We start from the raw sequence: 16,754 nt of genomic DNA on the forward strand, positions 1-16,754 counted from the left end.
TTTTAATGGGGGGTGAATAGTAACCATTTAGGTAGGACATTGTTTTTATTTTTAATTTAGTTAATAAACAGCAGAAAATATTCTGGTTTCTTTTGGTTTGACGTAAACCTCCTGATTGGCTTCAATTTGTAGTTCATCATACCGCTCTCGACTTAATTGTGCAGTCAGAATTGCCCCAGATTTCAACACCAATTCTAATTGAATCTCCCATCCCAAATGAACCAATCGGGTTACTTTTGCAAAAACAAAGTCAGGTTCCGGATTGGTTCTAATTAATAAATCATGAGGACGCAAAAATATTTTGTCCGAGGGTGAAATCTGAGACTGAGTTGTACAGAGTCCTGAATTAATAGGAAGAACATTCACCGGACCAATAAAACTCATGACAAACGAACTGGCGGGTTGATCATAGATTTCGCTGGCGCTTCCTACTTGTTCCACCCGACCATTGTTCATCACCACAATTTCATCGGCGACTTCCATCGCTTCTTCTTGATCGTGGGTGACAAAAACCGTGGTGACATGAACTTCATCATGTAAATGTCGAAGCCAAGCTCGCAGTTCTTTACGAACTTTGGCATCTAAGGCACCAAAGGGTTCATCTAGTAACAAAACTTTGGGTTGTACGGCTAAGGCTCTGGCTAACGCAATCCGTTGGCGTTGACCCCCGGAGAGTTGCGCCGGATAGCGATCGCCTAATCCTTGCAGTTGGACCAACTCCAACAACTGCTCCACCCGTTCACGAACTTGGGGCTTGGGAACCTTCCGAATTTCTAAAGGAAAAGCAATATTTTTACGAATGGTCATGTGTTTAAACAGGGCATAATGCTGAAACACAAAGCCAATATTTCGCTCCTGGACCCGGACTTGGGTCGCATTTTCTCCGGTTAAATAGATTTCACCTTGATCCGGTGCTTCTAGTCCGGCAATCAATCGCAGTAAGGTCGATTTCCCGGACCCAGAAGGTCCTAAAAGGGCAACCAGAGAGCCGCTCTTAATGTCGAGGTTGACCTGATCAAGGGCCAAAAATGAACCAAAATTTTTACAAACGTCCTGAATTAAGATTCCCATGATTACAACTTGCGGGGTGAAGTCAATAAAAGGCTGGATTAGAGAGCATCATCGGATTCAACGGATGACCTTCAAACTGATGCGATGTTAGGGACGGTAGAGACTCGCTTGAATCTCATCAAAAACTGCCCCTTCGTCAAAAAACTGTTGTTGTACGGCATCCCATCCGCCCAAATTTTCAATGGTAAAAGGGCTGTTAATCTGGGGAAAGCGATCGCCTTGATTGCTCTCCACTGTGGGTTCTACCGGGCGAAACCCGTAGCGCGCAAAAACGGTTTGGGCTTCTGGGGTAAATAAATATTGAACAAATGCTTCAGCCAGTTCCCGATTCCCATGTTTCTCGACATTTTCATCAATTACCGCGACAGCATTTTCGATCGCAATATTAACCGGAGGGACAAAGTAAGACCGGGGGCGATCGTTCAGTCCCGCTAAAATCATTTCATTTTCATAGTTGACCAACACATCTCCCTGGCGTTGCTCCACAAAAGCATCGGTTGCTTCCCGAGAGTCTTTAGATAAAACCACTGCATTCTCATACACTTTCTGGGTAAATGCTCGCGCTTCCTCTGGCGTTCCTCCGGCTTGGGTGACGGAGCCCCAAAGCGCTAGAAAACTCCACCGCGCACCCCCAGAGGTTTTCGGGTTAGCCAGAACAATCTGGACATCATCTTTGGCTAAATCCGCCCAGGTTTGAATGCCTTTGGGATTATTGGGTCTAGTGGCAATTGTTGCCACAGAACGAGTAACGATGGAATTATTGGGTGCTTCTTGTTCCCAACCGGGTTCAATCAGTCCGTCTTTTTCCAGTTGTTGGATATCCAAGGCTAACGCTAGGGCGACGACATCAGCATCGAGTCCGTGGAGGACCGTGCGGGTTTGGGTCCCGGAAGGGCCGTAGCTTTGGCGAATCACCGCCTTGCGATCGTGTTGCTGATTCCAAGTTTCTAGGAATTGGGGAATGATTTCTTGATAGGCGGAAGGGGTCACCATATAGGAAACCAGGGTCAGTTCCAGGGGATTACCATTGCCCAGATTACCTGTGCAGGCAGCGATCGCCAGACTTAAACTAACTCCCGATAGGAAAACAACGATCCACCGGATTAAGAAATTTGGGGACAAAAAGCGACTCATTTTCACCAAAAGCCTAGGTAGTTTAGCAAGAATAATGAAGAAGTTTAATAGAGCCGAGGGCAGGTGGAGCAAGTCCACCTTATCCCCTGCTCAAAATCATCTTCCGTGAATTGATCTCCTGGCAATTACCAGTTTTCTTCATCAGGGTCCGTCGATTTACTCCAAATTTCTACATCTAGGTCGTTCAGATAAATCATTGCACTATCAATCTGGCCTTGTTTTCCTCGCAGATCGAGGTCAAACCACCCATCATTTTTGATATTAGCTGACAACAAGGCTGCATTCAGGTTAACAGTCAATCCATAATCAGAAATCAGGCGAGAAATAATCGGTTCCTCTTGATACTCTTTCGGAATCCGAATCCGAATTCGTAGGTGTGTGGGTCGGGAGTCATCATTTGCGAGGTTTAAAGACTGAGGTTGGGAACCTAGATAACTCCCGTTTAATTGAGCGTGATAATTAGAGTGAGTTGCCATATATTTCTCCGCTTGAGCTAATTTTATCTATTCGTCAATAAGGTTGGGAATCAAATGTTGTAGGGGACTTGTGATGCTCTCTTATCGTCTGACTTGGCTCAAAATTGTGTCAAAGATAGCGCCATCGTCAAAGAATTTAGTTTGCACTGTATCCCACCCCCCCAAATCAGCAACGGTGAACAAGGTTTGGATCGGCGGAAATTGATTGCTAAATTCAGCAGCAACATTCGGATCTACAGGCCGGAATCCAACTTTTGCAAATTCCCGTTGAGCGCTTGGGGTAAATAAATATTGGACGAAGGCTTCCGCAACTTCCCTGGTGCCATGTTGATCCACATTGGCATCAACCACGGCAATGGGATTATCGATAGAAATATTCACCTCGGGAATCAGATATGGAAGTTCTTGGCCGTTTTGTTTCGCCAATATCACTTCGTTTTCATAGTTGATTAAGACATCCCCTTGACCCTGCTTGAAAAAGACGTCACTGGATTCCCGAGCATCTCGGGGAAGGACGGGGACATTTTGGAAGACTTGGCGAGTAAATTCGTTGGCAGTGGTATCATTCCCTCCGGTTTGGGTGATGGCACCCCAAAGACCTAAGAAATTCCATCGCGCACCGCCAGAGGTTTTGGGGTTAGCAGTAATCACGCTGACATCATCTTTGGCTAAGTCTTGCCATCTGTTGATACCTTTGGGGTTACCGGGTCGGGTAACTAAAGCAGCGACGGATTTATGGACGATCGCATTGTTAGGCGCTTCTTCTTCCCACCCCGGTTGAATCAGTCCGGCTTTTTCAATTTGTTGGGTATCTAATGCCAGCGCTAAGGCAACGATATCGGCTTCTAATCCATCAATGACGGCTCGGGTTTGGGAACCGGAACCCCCATAACTTTGGGTAAAGGTGACTTCTTGGTTATGTTCTTCTTTCCACTGCTGTGCAAATTGCGGAATGATTTGCTCATACGCGGCACGAGTGACGGCATAAGACACCAGGGTGAGTTGGACGTTATCTCCGCCTGCTGTTCCTGTGGGACTTCCACAAGCTGCGATCGCCGCACTCAAGCTCAGTCCCACCAGAAACAATGAAACGGATTTTTGAATTTGTCGATACTTCCCTCGACCCGGGAACCATTCTTCCCACCAACGAACGAGGGTCCCTAGCCTAAACCCCCCACTCCCTAATCTACGGTTTTGATCCGCGAAGTTTGTTCCCTCTGCGATGCGTTGCCATTGACCCATATACCCACCTCGGTTTAATCTACGGTAACTTGGTCGAGATACCGATATTTAATGTTGAAAATAAACACTATCGGAAAATTTCAAAAAAAGCAAGTGTTTTTTTAAATTCCTACAGCGCCAGAAATAGGCCCCTAACAGGGCCGGAATTTTCACCCTACCTGGGGCTTGGTCGCCCTAAAATCAGTTGGTAACTTGTAATTTACGGAGGCTGGATCAGCTAAAATCGAGTTTCTGTAAGGATTTCACCAGAAATTCAACAAATTTCAAAAAACCCCTTGCTTTTTTCCAAGCCCTTATGCTACATTTATAAACTGTTGGCAAGGACGCATAGCTCAGTTGGTTAGAGCACCACGTTGACATCGTGGGGGTCACTGGTTCGAGTCCAGTTGTGTCCATTCAAAGCTTAATTTATGAACCTGAACTGGGAATTGGCCAGAGATACCCGATTACTGGTGATTCTGTGGATAAAAGGGATTCAATCAGTTGCCTTTGACCCGTCGGTGTTCAAGGGGCCTATTTTGCTTTAAAAAAATCAGTGGGTTGCGCACTGAGGCAGAGGCGATCGCCTGCCAAGTTCCGCCAGTGAAGGCAGTTACTCCTCCAAAGTACAACCAGCAAGCCATCACTTCTAGGAATAAAACATCTCCAAACCTTTCTCTGGGGAACGCCTCCAACGGTTATGACTGGTGAATTTTTGATAAAATTGTTGTGTCTTTTATGACCGGGTTAGAGGTAAATTACGATAGGTTAGTGGAGGGATAAAACTACGGGAAACAACCTATGATTCTGATTTTTAGAGAGTTTAAAAATATTGATTTTCTCACTTTAAAATATGTTTTTGTAAAATAAATAATAGGCAAAAATCAGGAATTCTCCTAAAAATAGCCAAGGTTTTTCCGTGAAAAACATTTGAGGAGTTAGGGAGAGGTGCAGGGTCATCAAGGAGGTCGGTCCAACGGTTCCCCACTCCACAAGGCCACCGCAGGAAGGGGGGATAGCAGATCGGCGAGGTCTTACCGATCTCATAAAACTAACCCCTCTAAGGGTATAACTATGGATTAAAGATGAACTTTTCAAAAAAAAAGAGTATCTTCTTGATTGCAACCCAAAGAAATATAGAGGATCGGACCTGAACATGAGATTATCTTGGCGCTGGTTTTTACTTTCTAGCTTAATAAGTTTAACCTTCGCGATCGCCCTCCAGGATCGGTCGCAAGTGGCCCATTCGCAAATCCAGCCTCCCTCAAGCGAGAGCCTGAACCAGCAATCCGGACCCCTTTTTATCTTAGACAAAACCCTGGAAGGACACACCAGTTGGGTAGGAGCCCTAAAATTTAGTCCCGATGGCAGCATCCTAGCCAGTGGCAGTCGAGATAATACAATCAATCTCTGGAATTGGACAAGTGGGGAATTGATTCGCACCCTGCTGGGACATTCAGATGATGTGAATTCCCTCGCTTTTAGTCCTGATGGACAAGGTTTAGCCAGTGCCAGTACCGATCTCACCGTCAAGTTGTGGGATGTGAATCAGGGCATTTTAACCGGGACGCGATTGGGTCATACCTTTGCGGTTCGTGGGGTCACCTTCACCCCCGATGGACAAACCCTCGCCTCTGCCAGTGCCGATCGCAGCATCATCCTGTGGGATGTCAGCACCGAACGAGAACGGCGCACCCTCAACTGGCATTCCAGCTTTGTCTGGTCAGTCGCCGTCAGTCCCGATGGCAATACCTTAGTGAGTGGGGGCTACGATAACACCATCCGCTTTTGGAGAATGCCTAATGGCAGAAGGTGGCGCTCCATTGAAGGGCATTCTAGCCCGATTACCGCGATCGCCTTTAGTCCCGATGGACAAACCATCGCCAGTGCCAGTGCCGATCACACCATCAAGTTATGGGATGTCAACACCGGGTCGTTGAAAAGCACCTTAACGGGTCATGCGGATTGGGTCCTAGCGGTGGCATTTAGTCCCGATGGTCAACTGCTTGCTAGTGGGGGTGCCGATCGCACCCTGCGCCTGTGGAATGTCGAAAATGGTTCTCTGCGAACCCTCTTTAACAATCATCAAGGGAGAGTCCTCTCCGTTGCCTTTAGTCCCGATGGACAGGCCCTAGCCAGTGCCAGTGCCGACCAAACCATTAAAATTTGGAGAGCTACGACTCCATAAACTCAGCCAATTTTCAAAGAAAAAACCGGGATATTTCTCCAGATAGGCAGTCCTGGCATTTTCTCTGAACAAACTCAGATAATTCTCCTGTGGATGCCGTCTAACTGGAAAGAAAATCATCCCGGCTTTTACAGGATTTTAATATTTTCAGGTTAAATTAAAAGGGTTTTAGGGGGGATAACACTTAAAGCATTAACAGTTAATTTTAGGGCAAGGAGAGACCGCCATGAACCTATGGGAAAGCCTGGATATGGCCACAAAAACCCTCGTGGCCAATAAAACCCGCAGTACCTTGACGATGTTGGGGATTATTATCGGGAATGCTGCCGTGATTGCTACCGTTGGGGTGGGGTCAGGGGCGCAAAATTTTATTGGCGGACAAATAGAATCCCTAGGAACGAATGTATTGATTATTGCCCCCGGGAATCGGAATAGCCGGAGATTAGGAGGACCGCCACAAACTTTGGTCTTGGACGATGCCAAGGCGATCGCCTCCCAAGTCCCGGGGCTTAATGGGGTCTCTCCAGAACTCAACGGCAGCGAACTGGTGCGCTATGGCAATCAAAACTTTTCAGCATTGATATTTGGCACCATGCCCGATTTTCTGAACGTCCGCAACTTTGAGGTAGAAAAGGGACGATTTTTAAATGAATTAGATGTTCAACGCAGCAATCCAGTGGTGGCGTTAGGTTCAGATTTAGCCATTGCTTTATTTGGAGACAGCAACCCCATTGGAGAAAAGGTCCGCATCAAAAATGTCAGCCTAGAAGTGATTGGGGTGATGAAACCGAAAGGAGCATCCTTTGGTACGAACTACGACGAAACCGCGTTAATTCCCATTACGACTATGGCGAATAGAATCCTGGGACGACAATCGCCTTATGGACTCCCGTTGTCTTTTATTTGGGTGACGATCGCCAATGAAGAAGGGATGGGAATGGCACAGTTTCAGATTGAAAATTTGCTGCGTCTGCGCCATCGAATTACGGAGGAAGATGATTTTTTCGTTCAGAATCAGCAAGATTTAATGAATACCTTTGATGCCATTACCGGCGCGTTAACGGTGTTACTCGCAGCGGTGGCAAGTATCTCCCTGCTGGTGGGTGGGATTGGGATTATGAATATTATGTTGGTATCCGTGACGGAACGGACTCAGGAGATTGGCTTACGCAAGGCGATCGGCGCAACTCAGCAAGATATTTTAATTCAGTTCATCATAGAAGCAGTGATTCTATCGGTGGCGGGGGGTGCAGTCGGCATTGGCATTGGGGTGGGGGGAATTTTTTTGATTGCCCTAGTCACGCCTTTTGAGGCGGGCGTGTCAGGAATGGCGATCGCCCTGGCAACCAGTGTCTCTGGAGGCATCGGTTTATTTTTTGGCGTGGTTCCTGCCCGTCGTGCAGCCCAACTAGACCCGATTATAGCTTTAAGAAGTGAGTAATTGAATTGGGTCATTGGTCATTAGTTATGAGTCATTGGTCCTTGTTTTATCTGGGAATTTACTGAATTAAAGGTTACTATGAACTCTCAAAATCAACTCCAATCTACTCTACCGATTCCCGAACAAAAATCGGCGATCGTTGAACTCAAAGATGTTTACAAGATTTACGGGTCCGGGAATACAGAAGTGCAAGCCCTCAAAGGGGTTAATTTAAGCATTTATGAAGGAGAATATTGCTCAATCATGGGTGCATCGGGTTCGGGGAAATCTACCGCCATGAATATTATTGGTTGCTTGGATAGACCCAGTAGCGGATATTATTATCTCGATCAAGTCGATGTGACCCAAATGGAAGATGCGAATTTAGCCAAAATTCGGAATTTAAAGTTAGGATTTGTTTTTCAACAATATCATTTGTTAGCTCAACTGAGCGCCTTAGAAAATGTGATGTTGCCGATGGTATATGCGGGGGTTGCCGCATCGGAACGACGGGAACGAGCGATGGAGGCATTAACAAGGGTGGGCCTAGAAAACCGGATGAATAATAAGCCGAATCAGATGTCTGGGGGACAACAACAACGGGTAGCGATCGCCCGGGCGATCGTCAATCGACCTGTTTTACTCTTAGCGGATGAACCTACCGGCGCTTTAGATACCAAAACCACCGAAGAAGTTATTCATATTTTCTCAGAACTAAATGCCAGTGGCATGACCATCGTGATGGTTACCCATGAACCCGAAGTTGCCCGCGCCAGTAAACGAATTGTCATGTTTCGCGATGGAGAGGTCATACAATCCCATCTCACCCCGGCTGATTTGCATGGCGCTACGTTTTAAAGGTTAAGCTTTATAGCATTCAAATTGGATGGTCCTAGCCTAGCTCAATGTCAGTGCGCCGCGCCCAGGGGATAGTACACCATGCACTAGAGAAAGAGCGATCGCAATCCTTCATAATTGAGGGAAGGGAATTACTTCCCCGATAGCAGCTTATTTAAACAAAAAAAATTGGCAACCGGCTTAAGCCTCATGAACAGCAGAAACGTGACTCCAAAAAAAACAGCCGCTCTCGGCTGATAAATCTACCTAGAGTAGAAGGTTTCACGGCCTTAACTTATTTATTATGGGAAAGAGATTAAAAGGAGTTTCTGTCCAAAACATAGGAGAGAATTTCGCACTCACAAAAGTGAAAATCCCCTAAAACTAGCCAGTCACCCGGATAAAAGCGGGCCAGATTAGTCATCAACGGTTTGGGGTTCAGATTTTCTCAAGCAGGAAGGAACTCAAACGGGTCTGTATGACTTGGGAATGGGATTGCAGAAGTGGGGCCTCTGAAACCCTGAGTGTGAGGGATAGATTCCCCTTGATTCTGGCTTCAATCCGGGGTCAGAAAGTCCCTACTACTGAGGTCAAGTCACCCGGTTTAGGTCCGATGCAGGTGATGGAAGTCACGCCGATCTACTACGGAAGGTCACTTCTAGGGACGTAAGCGATCGCTCACAAGGGGGCAATCGATGATTCATAATGAGCTCAAGGGAGTTATTTTATAAAAATGCCATCGTTAAAATACACAACGACGGGACTCACAAGGGGATGGACTAGGGTACTTAATGATAGGCGAATGGAGAATCCTATAGCGGGCGCAATTAAAAAATCATCGACTCCGGATAAAGAACCGCCCCTGATCTTGATCGTCGATGATGACCGTTTTATGCGGGATCTCCTCCGTCAAGTCATGGAAAAAGAAGGCTACCGAGTAGCCGAGGCGGAAAATGGCCTTCAGGGTTTAGAGGCTTATATTCGCCTGCATCCCGATATGGTTTTAGTGGATGCCATCATGCCTGTTATGGATGGTTTTACTTGCTGTACTAAGCTGCAAGCCATGTTTGAGGATGATTCTGGGGAGTATGACTTTGCATCCCATACCCCTATTTTAATGATTACCAGTCTTGAGGACAGTAAATCGGTGGATCACGCATTCGAGGTGGGTGCGGTAGATTTCGTCACGAAACCGATTCACTGGGCAGTTTTGCGTCAACGGGTGAGACGGTTGCTAGAACAAGCGCAGCTTTATCGACAGCTACAAGCGGCGAATGAAGAGTTGCAGCGTCTAGCGTTTCTGGATGGGTTGACTCGGGTTGCCAATCGGCGAGGTTTTGACCAAGCATTAGAACATGAGTGGCGGCGACTGATTCGGGAAAGTGTTTCGGCGAAAAATGCCGGAACAGAAACTCATTTTGTCCAAAATCCCTCCTCTTTGTCTTTGATTTTGTGTGATGTAGACTTTTTTAAGCGCTACAACGATTCCTGCGGGCATTTAGCCGGGGACGAATGTTTACAACAAGTTGCAGAGGCGCTGCGTCGTGCAGTCAACCGTCCCGGCGATTTGGTGGCCCGTTATGGGGGAGAAGAATTTGCCGTGTTGCTTCCCAATACGGATGCAGCAGGGGCAGTGAGTGTGGCCCAAAAAATTAGGACAGAAATCCGCAATTTACAGATTCCCCATCCGACTTCTTCCGTGAGTGAATTTATTACCATTAGTTTGGGGGTGACTGCCACGATTCCCTGTCGGAATACAGCCCCCTGTGAGTTGATTTCTATTGCGGATAAAGCCCTCTATCAGGCGAAAGAATCGGGGCGCGATCGCCTGATTTTAAAAATTTTTATCCTCCCCAATTAAGAAAACTCTCCGAGTTAAAATCTTAGGACTCTATGACTCGGTTTAGGTGAATGAAAATTTATCGGGGCTTAACACAGCAGACAAATTGCTCAAGGAGATGTTCAGTTGTGAATTGCCCTAATTTTGAAAGAATGAAAAAGGGTGGGAAATTCCCACCCTTTTTCTCTTCAAACCACGGCGGATAAACTGACTTGTGCCGTTTGTGCCACCGGGGAAACTTCATCTTGGGCCAATGTTTCTAAGACGGGACGAACTTCAGGACCCCCGAGCAGTCCCAAGGCTTGAGCGACGCGATGGCGAATCTGCCAATCCGCATCGGTAGCGTAGGGAATTAATAATGCAGTAGCTCGGCGATCGCCCAGTTCCCCGAACGACCCGATCGCCGCTGTTTTAATGAGACTTTCTGAAGAATTCAGGGCATCTTCTAAAATTTCAAAAGACCGACTATCCCCCAATTCTCCTAAAGCCGCAACAATACTGAGTTTAAGCAGCCATTCAGAGGTATTGTGATAGATTTGTTGCAACTCTTCAAATGCTTCCGTTAATTGCAAACCCCCTAGAGAGTCCGCCGCTGCTGCTTGGACATCCGTTTCAGAATCATTTAACAGGCGATCGCGCAGGACCGTTAAGGCAACATCCCGATCCAGCTTGCCTAAACTGGCCATTTGACTGACTGCTGCATACCGCACCCGCGCACTGCTATCTTGAATCGTCGGTAAAATCAGTTCTAACGCGATCGCCGGTTCCAGTTGTCGAAGTTGATTCACTCCGCGTAGGCGATCGCCCATTGTTTCTGAATGCAGTAATTCCCTTACTGACTCTGGAGTAACGTTCATTTTTTATGATCTGTTCCTTATCTGATATTCCTTAGCCCAAATTAAACGGATCTTCAGTCCCCTTAATCCATCGGTTTGTGAGGATCATTCAGCATTTTTTGTCCATTCGGACCTCAAACCTATCCCCTGGGGAATGTCAATTCTTACCCTTCCTCAGTTGCCATTGCCCGCACAATATCTCCCCGAGTCAGGATTCCAATTGGCTTACCCTCTGAATCAATTACCGGCAAGCGATTTACTCCCTTCTCATGCATCAATTCTGCCGCCTCTCGTAAAAACTTATCCGGTCTAATCGTTTGAGGATTTTTGGTCATCACTTCCCCCACGGTTTGTCCCAGAGCCTTATGTAAATCCCGCTGATATTTAGCGGGATTTTCTAAATAAATCACACTATCAAGCACCATAATATAGGGCGGCGGCGTCACCCCACTTTCCCGCCACATCAAGTCTCCCTGGGAAATAATCCCCATCAACTTTCCCTCCGCATCCACCACGGGAAGTCCACTGAACCGCCGTTCCGCCATAATCTGAATCGCCTCATCCAAAGACGTCTGTGAAGTCACGACGAGCGGATCTCGGGTCATAATCTCGGCAACTGTTTTCGCCATCTTCTTTTATTTTTATCTCAAGCTAATTTGTGAGGGTCATCTAAAACATTGAGCTATTCGTCTGGCTGCATCTGTGGGGTCAAACTTGATGGCTTAAACCCAGCCTGATCTGTTTTTTCCCCCGATCCCAAGTTGTAGCCCACTCAGGTCACCTTTAAAATTCAAGTAACCGTAAGGGAGATTTTCTCAGATATTCGGACAAAAGTCGATGTTTTAACAGGGGGGTGAAAGTTCTGGGGAAGTGCAGATCCACCAGGAAACCACAGACTCTGGCAGTTAGAATCAGTATTGTAAAGATTTATGTCCCTGTATAGGCTATGACACCCCCCGATTCCCCAGACCCTCTGTATCGGAATATTTCCGTTTGTCAGCACCAATCTTGTCAGCGCCACGGCTCCCCAGCGGTTCTGAAAGCCTTTCAGCAGACGCCACTCCCCCCCGGAGTCACGGTTAATGGCAGCGGTTGTTTGGGACAATGTAGCTCGGGTCCCACGGTTAAAGTCAACCCGGATAATGTTTGGTATTGTCGGGTCACACCGGCTGATGTTCCTGTGATTGTAGTCGAACATTTAGAAAACGGTGAGCCCGTGGATGGGCTCCTCAATCCCAGAATTCATTTCAAATTTTCGTTTTAGACGATTCCAGGAAAAAGGAGCGATCGCCCCTTTTTCTCCTGAATAACAAGGCGACTTCCGGTGACTCTCTCCGTTTTGTCCGATGATTACCGCACCTTAGACAGAACCCAATCGCGAATTAATTCATTGACGCGATCGGGAATTTCATCATGAGGACAATGGCCTGCCTTGAGAAAATATTCCGTAACCTGGGGATAATATTGGCGAAACTTCTCGCTACGTTCCTGGATTTTCATCCAGGGATCTCCTTCTCCCCACAGGGTTAACAGGGGAGCCTTAAGTTGGGAGAGCAATCTATCTACTTTTTCCCCCGGTGACGTTTTAAAAATCCCGGCGAATACTTGTGCCGCACCGCGATCGCAAGAGGGACGATAAATTTCCTCCACCAGTTGATCCGTCACGGCGGAGGGATCCAGATAAACTTTCATCAAGGTTTTCCGAATGGTGGCACGGCGGCGGGTCCATTGGAAGAGGAGGAAGCTCACCCAATTTTGACGAAATGCTGCTTTCAAGGCAGAATTCATCGCTTTCCGATAGAAGGGCGGTTCCGGGAGGGGTTCGGTTTCAGTAAAGGGACCTGCGCTATTGAGTAACACAACCCCAGCAACGGATTCGGGATAGTGAGCTGCTAAACATAATGCGGCATATCCTCCCAGGGAGTTGCCGACAACCACTGTAGGTTGGCCGATATGGGTGTGAATGAAATCTTGTAATTGGTCCCGCCAGAGTTCTCCACTGTAAGTGCAGTTGGGTTTAGCCGATCGCCCAAAACCCAACAAATCGATCGCCCAAACCTCAAACTCCGTTTGTAACCCAGCGATTGTTTTCCGCCAGTGATCCGTCGAGGCCCCAAAACCATGAATCAGCAGCAGGGGGGGTCTATCGGGACGGCGATCGCCAGCACGGACGTAATAAATAGGGCGATCGGCCCATTCCCAGTATCCACCCGGTATCGGCTCAGTGTTGATTGACGAGGTTACCTGCATCACTTAATACGATTTTTTGCAATAGAAACAAAGAACTCTCTTCATTGTAAAGGATTGTAAAGGGCAACGGGCTATGGTGAAACTCTATCCCGTCCTTGCATTTCCGAGCTGCATCCTCTCATTTGGCCTCATCTCAAACCCTCGCCTCACCTCTTTTCATCCCCTTCCCGTGAGCCATTACTTCCCGCTTAACTTACCCCTTTTACTCCCCATCTACCTTCACAATTTTTCCATCCGCTTCGATAGAAAGGGGAGTTTCAGGAAAATCGCTCTGGGTTAATTTTTGCATTAATTTCACCGTGCGATTTTGAGAATCATAGCTGGGAATCCCTTTACTATCCAAATGAATAGGAATAATCTGACCGGCTATAAAATTACCTTCTAAATCAATCTGTGCTTCCAAAATTAAAGAATATCCCAATTCCGCCACCGTTGAAAAACTGCGATATCCCATAAAATTGCCTAAAGAATAAGCAATTAATTTGCCATTATAAACCTCTAATGCCCGGGGAACATGAGGACCATGACCTAATACTAAATCCGCCCCTGCATCAATCATCGCCCGGGAAAATTCCACCAAATTCCCTCGGTTTTCGCTAAAAAAGGTTTCCGTGCGGTTTTTAACATGGACCGCGCCGGTTCCTTCTGCACCGCCATGAAACGAAATCACCACCAGGGTAGCATTTTCCTGGGCTTCCGCAACCAGCGCTTTTGCTGCCTCTAAATCAAGAATAGAGTTGTGATAGGAGTAGGTACTAAACCCAATAAAGGCGATGGGGATGTCATTCACAGTGGTATAAGCAATTTCCCCTTTCCTGCTGGCGGCAACCATTCCCGCCTCCTCTATATTTTTGATAGTATCTTCAAAGCCTTGGTCCGTAAAATCCAATGAATGATTGTTCGCGACACTTAAAACGTTAAAACCCGCCTCTTTTAATAGGCGGGTATAACTGGGCGGAGTACGAAAGGCAAAAACATTGGGACGACTGACATCTTTTCCTGAATAGGGATGAGCGGTTAAGGTACTTTCAAAGTTACCAAAAACTAAATCAGCTCCTTGTAAATAAGGGGTGACACCCTGAAAAAGTTGCTCCGGCTGGGGGTGAAGCTTATTTATAGGAAAGTCCACTCCCGGGATAATATCTCCAACCGCTTTAATGGTAATAGGCCGGTTGGGAATGGAAGAGTCAACAATTTCAGAAAGTTGTTGGAAGTTGTTAAGAATGTTGTCGGCTTGTAAGGGTTGGAGGGAGTTGGAACGGGCTGCAAAAGATGGGAATTCAGGGGGATTAGGGAGTTTGACTGTAGCTAGGGTTTTGGAAGCGGTGGATAAAAGAACGGCGGGATGGAATTTTTCGCCGTTTCTGAATAAGTCCCAACCTGTGCCGAGAATCAGGCTCATGATTCCCAGGGTGGGTAAGACAATTTTCAGGGTATGGCCGATCGCCTGGGATGTTTTCGAGGGGACTGTCTTTCGCGGTGGGTTGTTGTTTATCTCGGCGATCGCCGGTTGGGGTATCACTGGATCGCTTAGGAGGCGATCGCTCTGAGGGTTGCTACTCTGCCTGGGGGCCTGTGCCGATGTCTCTACGGAAGGGACGGAAGGATTCGAGGAGATTAAAGGTTTGTCTATCGCAATGGGCAAGGATTCCGGAATGGCAACGGGTTCTGAAGCCGGTTTCTCTGGGGCAGCCGAGGGAGAAGATAGGGGGCTAATGGTGGCTTTGCCGAACTCAAAGGCTTCATCCCATGCCGGAACTTTTTGCCCAATTTGTCGGGCATAAACCCGGACGGAGTGAATGGAACGGACATTCAGACGAGTTAATCCATCCTGAATGTAGGCGATATAAGCTTGGCGATCGGGGATGCGATCGGCTTCTAAGAGGATATGCAGCCGATTGTCGTTACGAACTACTTGGGCGGTCATGTTCCTGATTCGTAATGCTTGATTCAGCAATACGGCGATCGCCCCTGGATCTCCTTGCTTTGCTAAATTCACGATATTTTGCGCGTCCACAATCCGTCTCCTCACACCAATAAATAGAGTTTGTAATGTTAGGGGTAGAAATTGGACAGGGTAAGCCCTCTGATGGGATGGCGATTGATCCGCTTAGAATAGCCACTTCTGTGTTCAAACCCCTTTGAAGTATGCAAATACTGTGCCGATAGTGATCTATTACAAGATCGGGGTCACTCTTCGCGGCGATTTTCAGGGTATTTTTGAAGAAGTTTGCTAAGAAATAGAGAAGCTATCTGCATGACCTCTAGTCTGAACTCCCCTCAAAATCGAAAGTCCCGTCGAGTATTAGTGACTGGTGGTGCCGGGTTTATTGGCGCGAACTTCGTTCATTACTGGTGTCGGCGCTATCCCGGCGATCGCCTCGTGGTCCTTGATGCCCTTACCTATGCGGGTAATCCCCAAAATTTAGCCAGTCTCGAAGGCAACGAGAACTATCGGTTTGTTCAGGGGAATATCTGTGATCGCCCCTTGGTGGAAACTCTGCTCAAAGATGAGGCGATCGATACCGTCGCCCACTTTGCCGCAGAATCCCATGTAGACCGCTCTATTTTAGGTCCCGCAGCATTCATTCAAACCAATGTGGTTGGTAGTTTTACCCTGTTAGAAGCCTTTCGGAATCACTGGCAAACTTTGCCAGTTCCTAACTCGGGAGAACGGGGACCGATTTTTCTCCATGTGTCCACAGATGAAGTCTATGGCAGTCTGGGACCGGAGGATCCAGGGTTCACAGAGCAGACTCCATACTCACCCAACAGTCCTTATTCTGCTTCCAAAGCAGGAAGTGACCATTTAGCCCGTGCCTATTATCACACCTACGGTCTCCCCACCCTGATTACGAATTGCTCCAATAATTATGGCCCTTACCATTTCCCAGAAAAGCTAATCCCCCTGATGTGCATTAATATGCTACTTGGGAAACCGTTACCTGTGTATGGGGATGGGCAAAATATTCGGGACTGGTTGTATGTGGAGGACCACTGCCGGGGGTTAGATGTGGTGATTCATCAAGGGACCCCGGGAGAAACTTATAATATTGGGGGTAATAATGAAGTCAAAAATATCGACTTGGTAAGGATGTTGTGTCAGTTGATGGATGAGTTGGCTCCCGATTTGCCCGTGCGCCCTTGCGAGTCATTGATGACCTTTGTTAAGGATAGACCGGGCCATGACCGCCGCTATGCGATCAATGCCACAAAAATTAAGACTGAGTTAGGCTGGACCCCAACAGTAACAGTGGAAGAGGGTCTACGCCAAACGGTCCTATGGTATTTGACTCATCAAGAGTGGTGGCGTCCTCTACTTTCTCCGCAGTATCAGGACTATTATCGCCAGGTTTATGCCAATTAAGGGGTTAGGGACCTAGAATGGCTGAGGCGATCGCCATCATCAGTTCCGTAGGTTTACAGGGTGTTTTGACTACATCAGGGCGATCGGACAGAATGGGTCAACCCATTCAGGCAT

14 protein-coding genes and 1 tRNA gene are annotated in these 16,754 nt (G+C 47.2%); 7 read left to right on the forward strand and 8 right to left on the reverse strand.

The annotated features are described in order from the left end of the window. Positions 1-60: 60 nt before the first annotated feature. The 4 genes from NG795_RS23905 to NG795_RS23920 form a co-directional block, all read right to left on the reverse strand. The gene (locus tag NG795_RS23905; RefSeq protein WP_367291126.1) at positions 61-1,071 is read right to left on the reverse strand and encodes a sulfate/molybdate ABC transporter ATP-binding protein; all 1,011 of its coding nucleotides are present in this window, start codon (positions 1,069-1,071) and stop codon (positions 61-63) included. An 87-nt stretch (positions 1,072-1,158) separates the two neighbouring features. Further along, the gene (locus tag NG795_RS23910; RefSeq protein WP_367291127.1) at positions 1,159-2,205 is read right to left on the reverse strand and encodes a sulfate ABC transporter substrate-binding protein; all 1,047 of its coding nucleotides are present in this window, start codon (positions 2,203-2,205) and stop codon (positions 1,159-1,161) included. 125 nt (positions 2,206-2,330) lie between these two features. Beyond that, the gene (locus NG795_RS23915; protein WP_367291128.1) at positions 2,331-2,681 is read right to left on the reverse strand and encodes an NIL domain-containing protein; all 351 of its coding nucleotides are present in this window, start codon (positions 2,679-2,681) and stop codon (positions 2,331-2,333) included. Between the two features lie 81 nt (positions 2,682-2,762). Beyond that, positions 2,763-3,923, reverse strand: coding sequence for a sulfate ABC transporter substrate-binding protein (locus tag NG795_RS23920; RefSeq protein ID WP_367291129.1), 1,161 nt, complete (start codon positions 3,921-3,923; stop codon positions 2,763-2,765). A 321-nt stretch (positions 3,924-4,244) separates the two neighbouring features. Here NG795_RS23920 and NG795_RS23925 point away from each other — a divergent pair. The 5 genes from NG795_RS23925 (at position 4,245) to NG795_RS23945 (ending at position 10,208) form a co-directional block, all read left to right on the forward strand. Next, positions 4,245-4,318, forward strand: a tRNA-Val gene (locus tag NG795_RS23925). 740 nt (positions 4,319-5,058) lie between these two features. Continuing rightward, positions 5,059-6,090, forward strand: coding sequence for a WD40 repeat domain-containing protein (locus NG795_RS23930; protein ID WP_367291130.1), 1,032 nt, complete (start codon positions 5,059-5,061; stop codon positions 6,088-6,090). Between the two features lie 226 nt (positions 6,091-6,316). Beyond that, the gene (locus NG795_RS23935) at positions 6,317-7,531 is read left to right on the forward strand and encodes an ABC transporter permease (RefSeq protein ID WP_367291131.1); all 1,215 of its coding nucleotides are present in this window, start codon (positions 6,317-6,319) and stop codon (positions 7,529-7,531) included. A 78-nt stretch (positions 7,532-7,609) separates the two neighbouring features. Further along, entirely contained in the window at positions 7,610-8,368 is a 759-nt protein-coding gene (locus tag NG795_RS23940; RefSeq protein ID WP_367291132.1) for an ABC transporter ATP-binding protein, read from the forward strand. Positions 8,369-9,149: 781 nt separating this feature from the next. Beyond that, entirely contained in the window at positions 9,150-10,208 is a 1,059-nt protein-coding gene (locus tag NG795_RS23945; RefSeq protein ID WP_367291133.1) for a diguanylate cyclase domain-containing protein, read from the forward strand. Between the two features lie 167 nt (positions 10,209-10,375). On the opposite strand, the gene nblB is transcribed toward NG795_RS23945, so the two are convergent. Together nblB and NG795_RS23955 are read right to left on the reverse strand one after the other, a co-directional pair. Next, positions 10,376-11,044: a phycobilisome degradation protein NblB gene (nblB, locus tag NG795_RS23950; protein ID WP_367291134.1), complete on the reverse strand. Its 669-nt coding sequence runs from the start codon at positions 11,042-11,044 to the stop codon at positions 10,376-10,378. A 143-nt stretch (positions 11,045-11,187) separates the two neighbouring features. Then, complete coding sequence (locus tag NG795_RS23955) at positions 11,188-11,652, reverse strand: CBS domain-containing protein (protein ID WP_367291135.1); 465 nt, start codon at positions 11,650-11,652, stop codon at positions 11,188-11,190. Between the two features lie 317 nt (positions 11,653-11,969). Here NG795_RS23955 and NG795_RS23960 point away from each other — a divergent pair, with 317 nt between their 5' ends. After that, positions 11,970-12,287: a (2Fe-2S) ferredoxin domain-containing protein gene (locus tag NG795_RS23960; protein WP_367291136.1), complete on the forward strand. Its 318-nt coding sequence runs from the start codon at positions 11,970-11,972 to the stop codon at positions 12,285-12,287. An 86-nt stretch (positions 12,288-12,373) separates the two neighbouring features. Here NG795_RS23960 and NG795_RS23965 read toward each other — a convergent pair whose 3' ends face one another. After that, the gene (locus NG795_RS23965; RefSeq protein ID WP_367291137.1) at positions 12,374-13,273 is read right to left on the reverse strand and encodes an alpha/beta fold hydrolase; all 900 of its coding nucleotides are present in this window, start codon (positions 13,271-13,273) and stop codon (positions 12,374-12,376) included. Between the two features lie 202 nt (positions 13,274-13,475). Further along, positions 13,476-15,290 (reverse strand): CapA family protein, encoded by a 1,815-nt coding sequence (locus NG795_RS23970; protein WP_367291138.1) that lies wholly within the window; start codon positions 15,288-15,290, stop codon positions 13,476-13,478. 240 nt (positions 15,291-15,530) lie between these two features. On the opposite strand from NG795_RS23970, the gene rfbB reads away from it, so the two are divergent. Next, complete coding sequence (gene rfbB / locus NG795_RS23975) at positions 15,531-16,640, forward strand: dTDP-glucose 4,6-dehydratase (RefSeq protein WP_367291139.1); 1,110 nt, start codon at positions 15,531-15,533, stop codon at positions 16,638-16,640. The last annotated feature ends 114 nt before the right edge of the window (positions 16,641-16,754 follow it).

Origin of the sequence: Laspinema palackyanum D2c, from assembly GCF_025370875.1 — a bacterium.
GTDB lineage: Bacteria > Cyanobacteriota > Cyanobacteriia > Cyanobacteriales > Laspinemataceae > Laspinema > Laspinema palackyanum.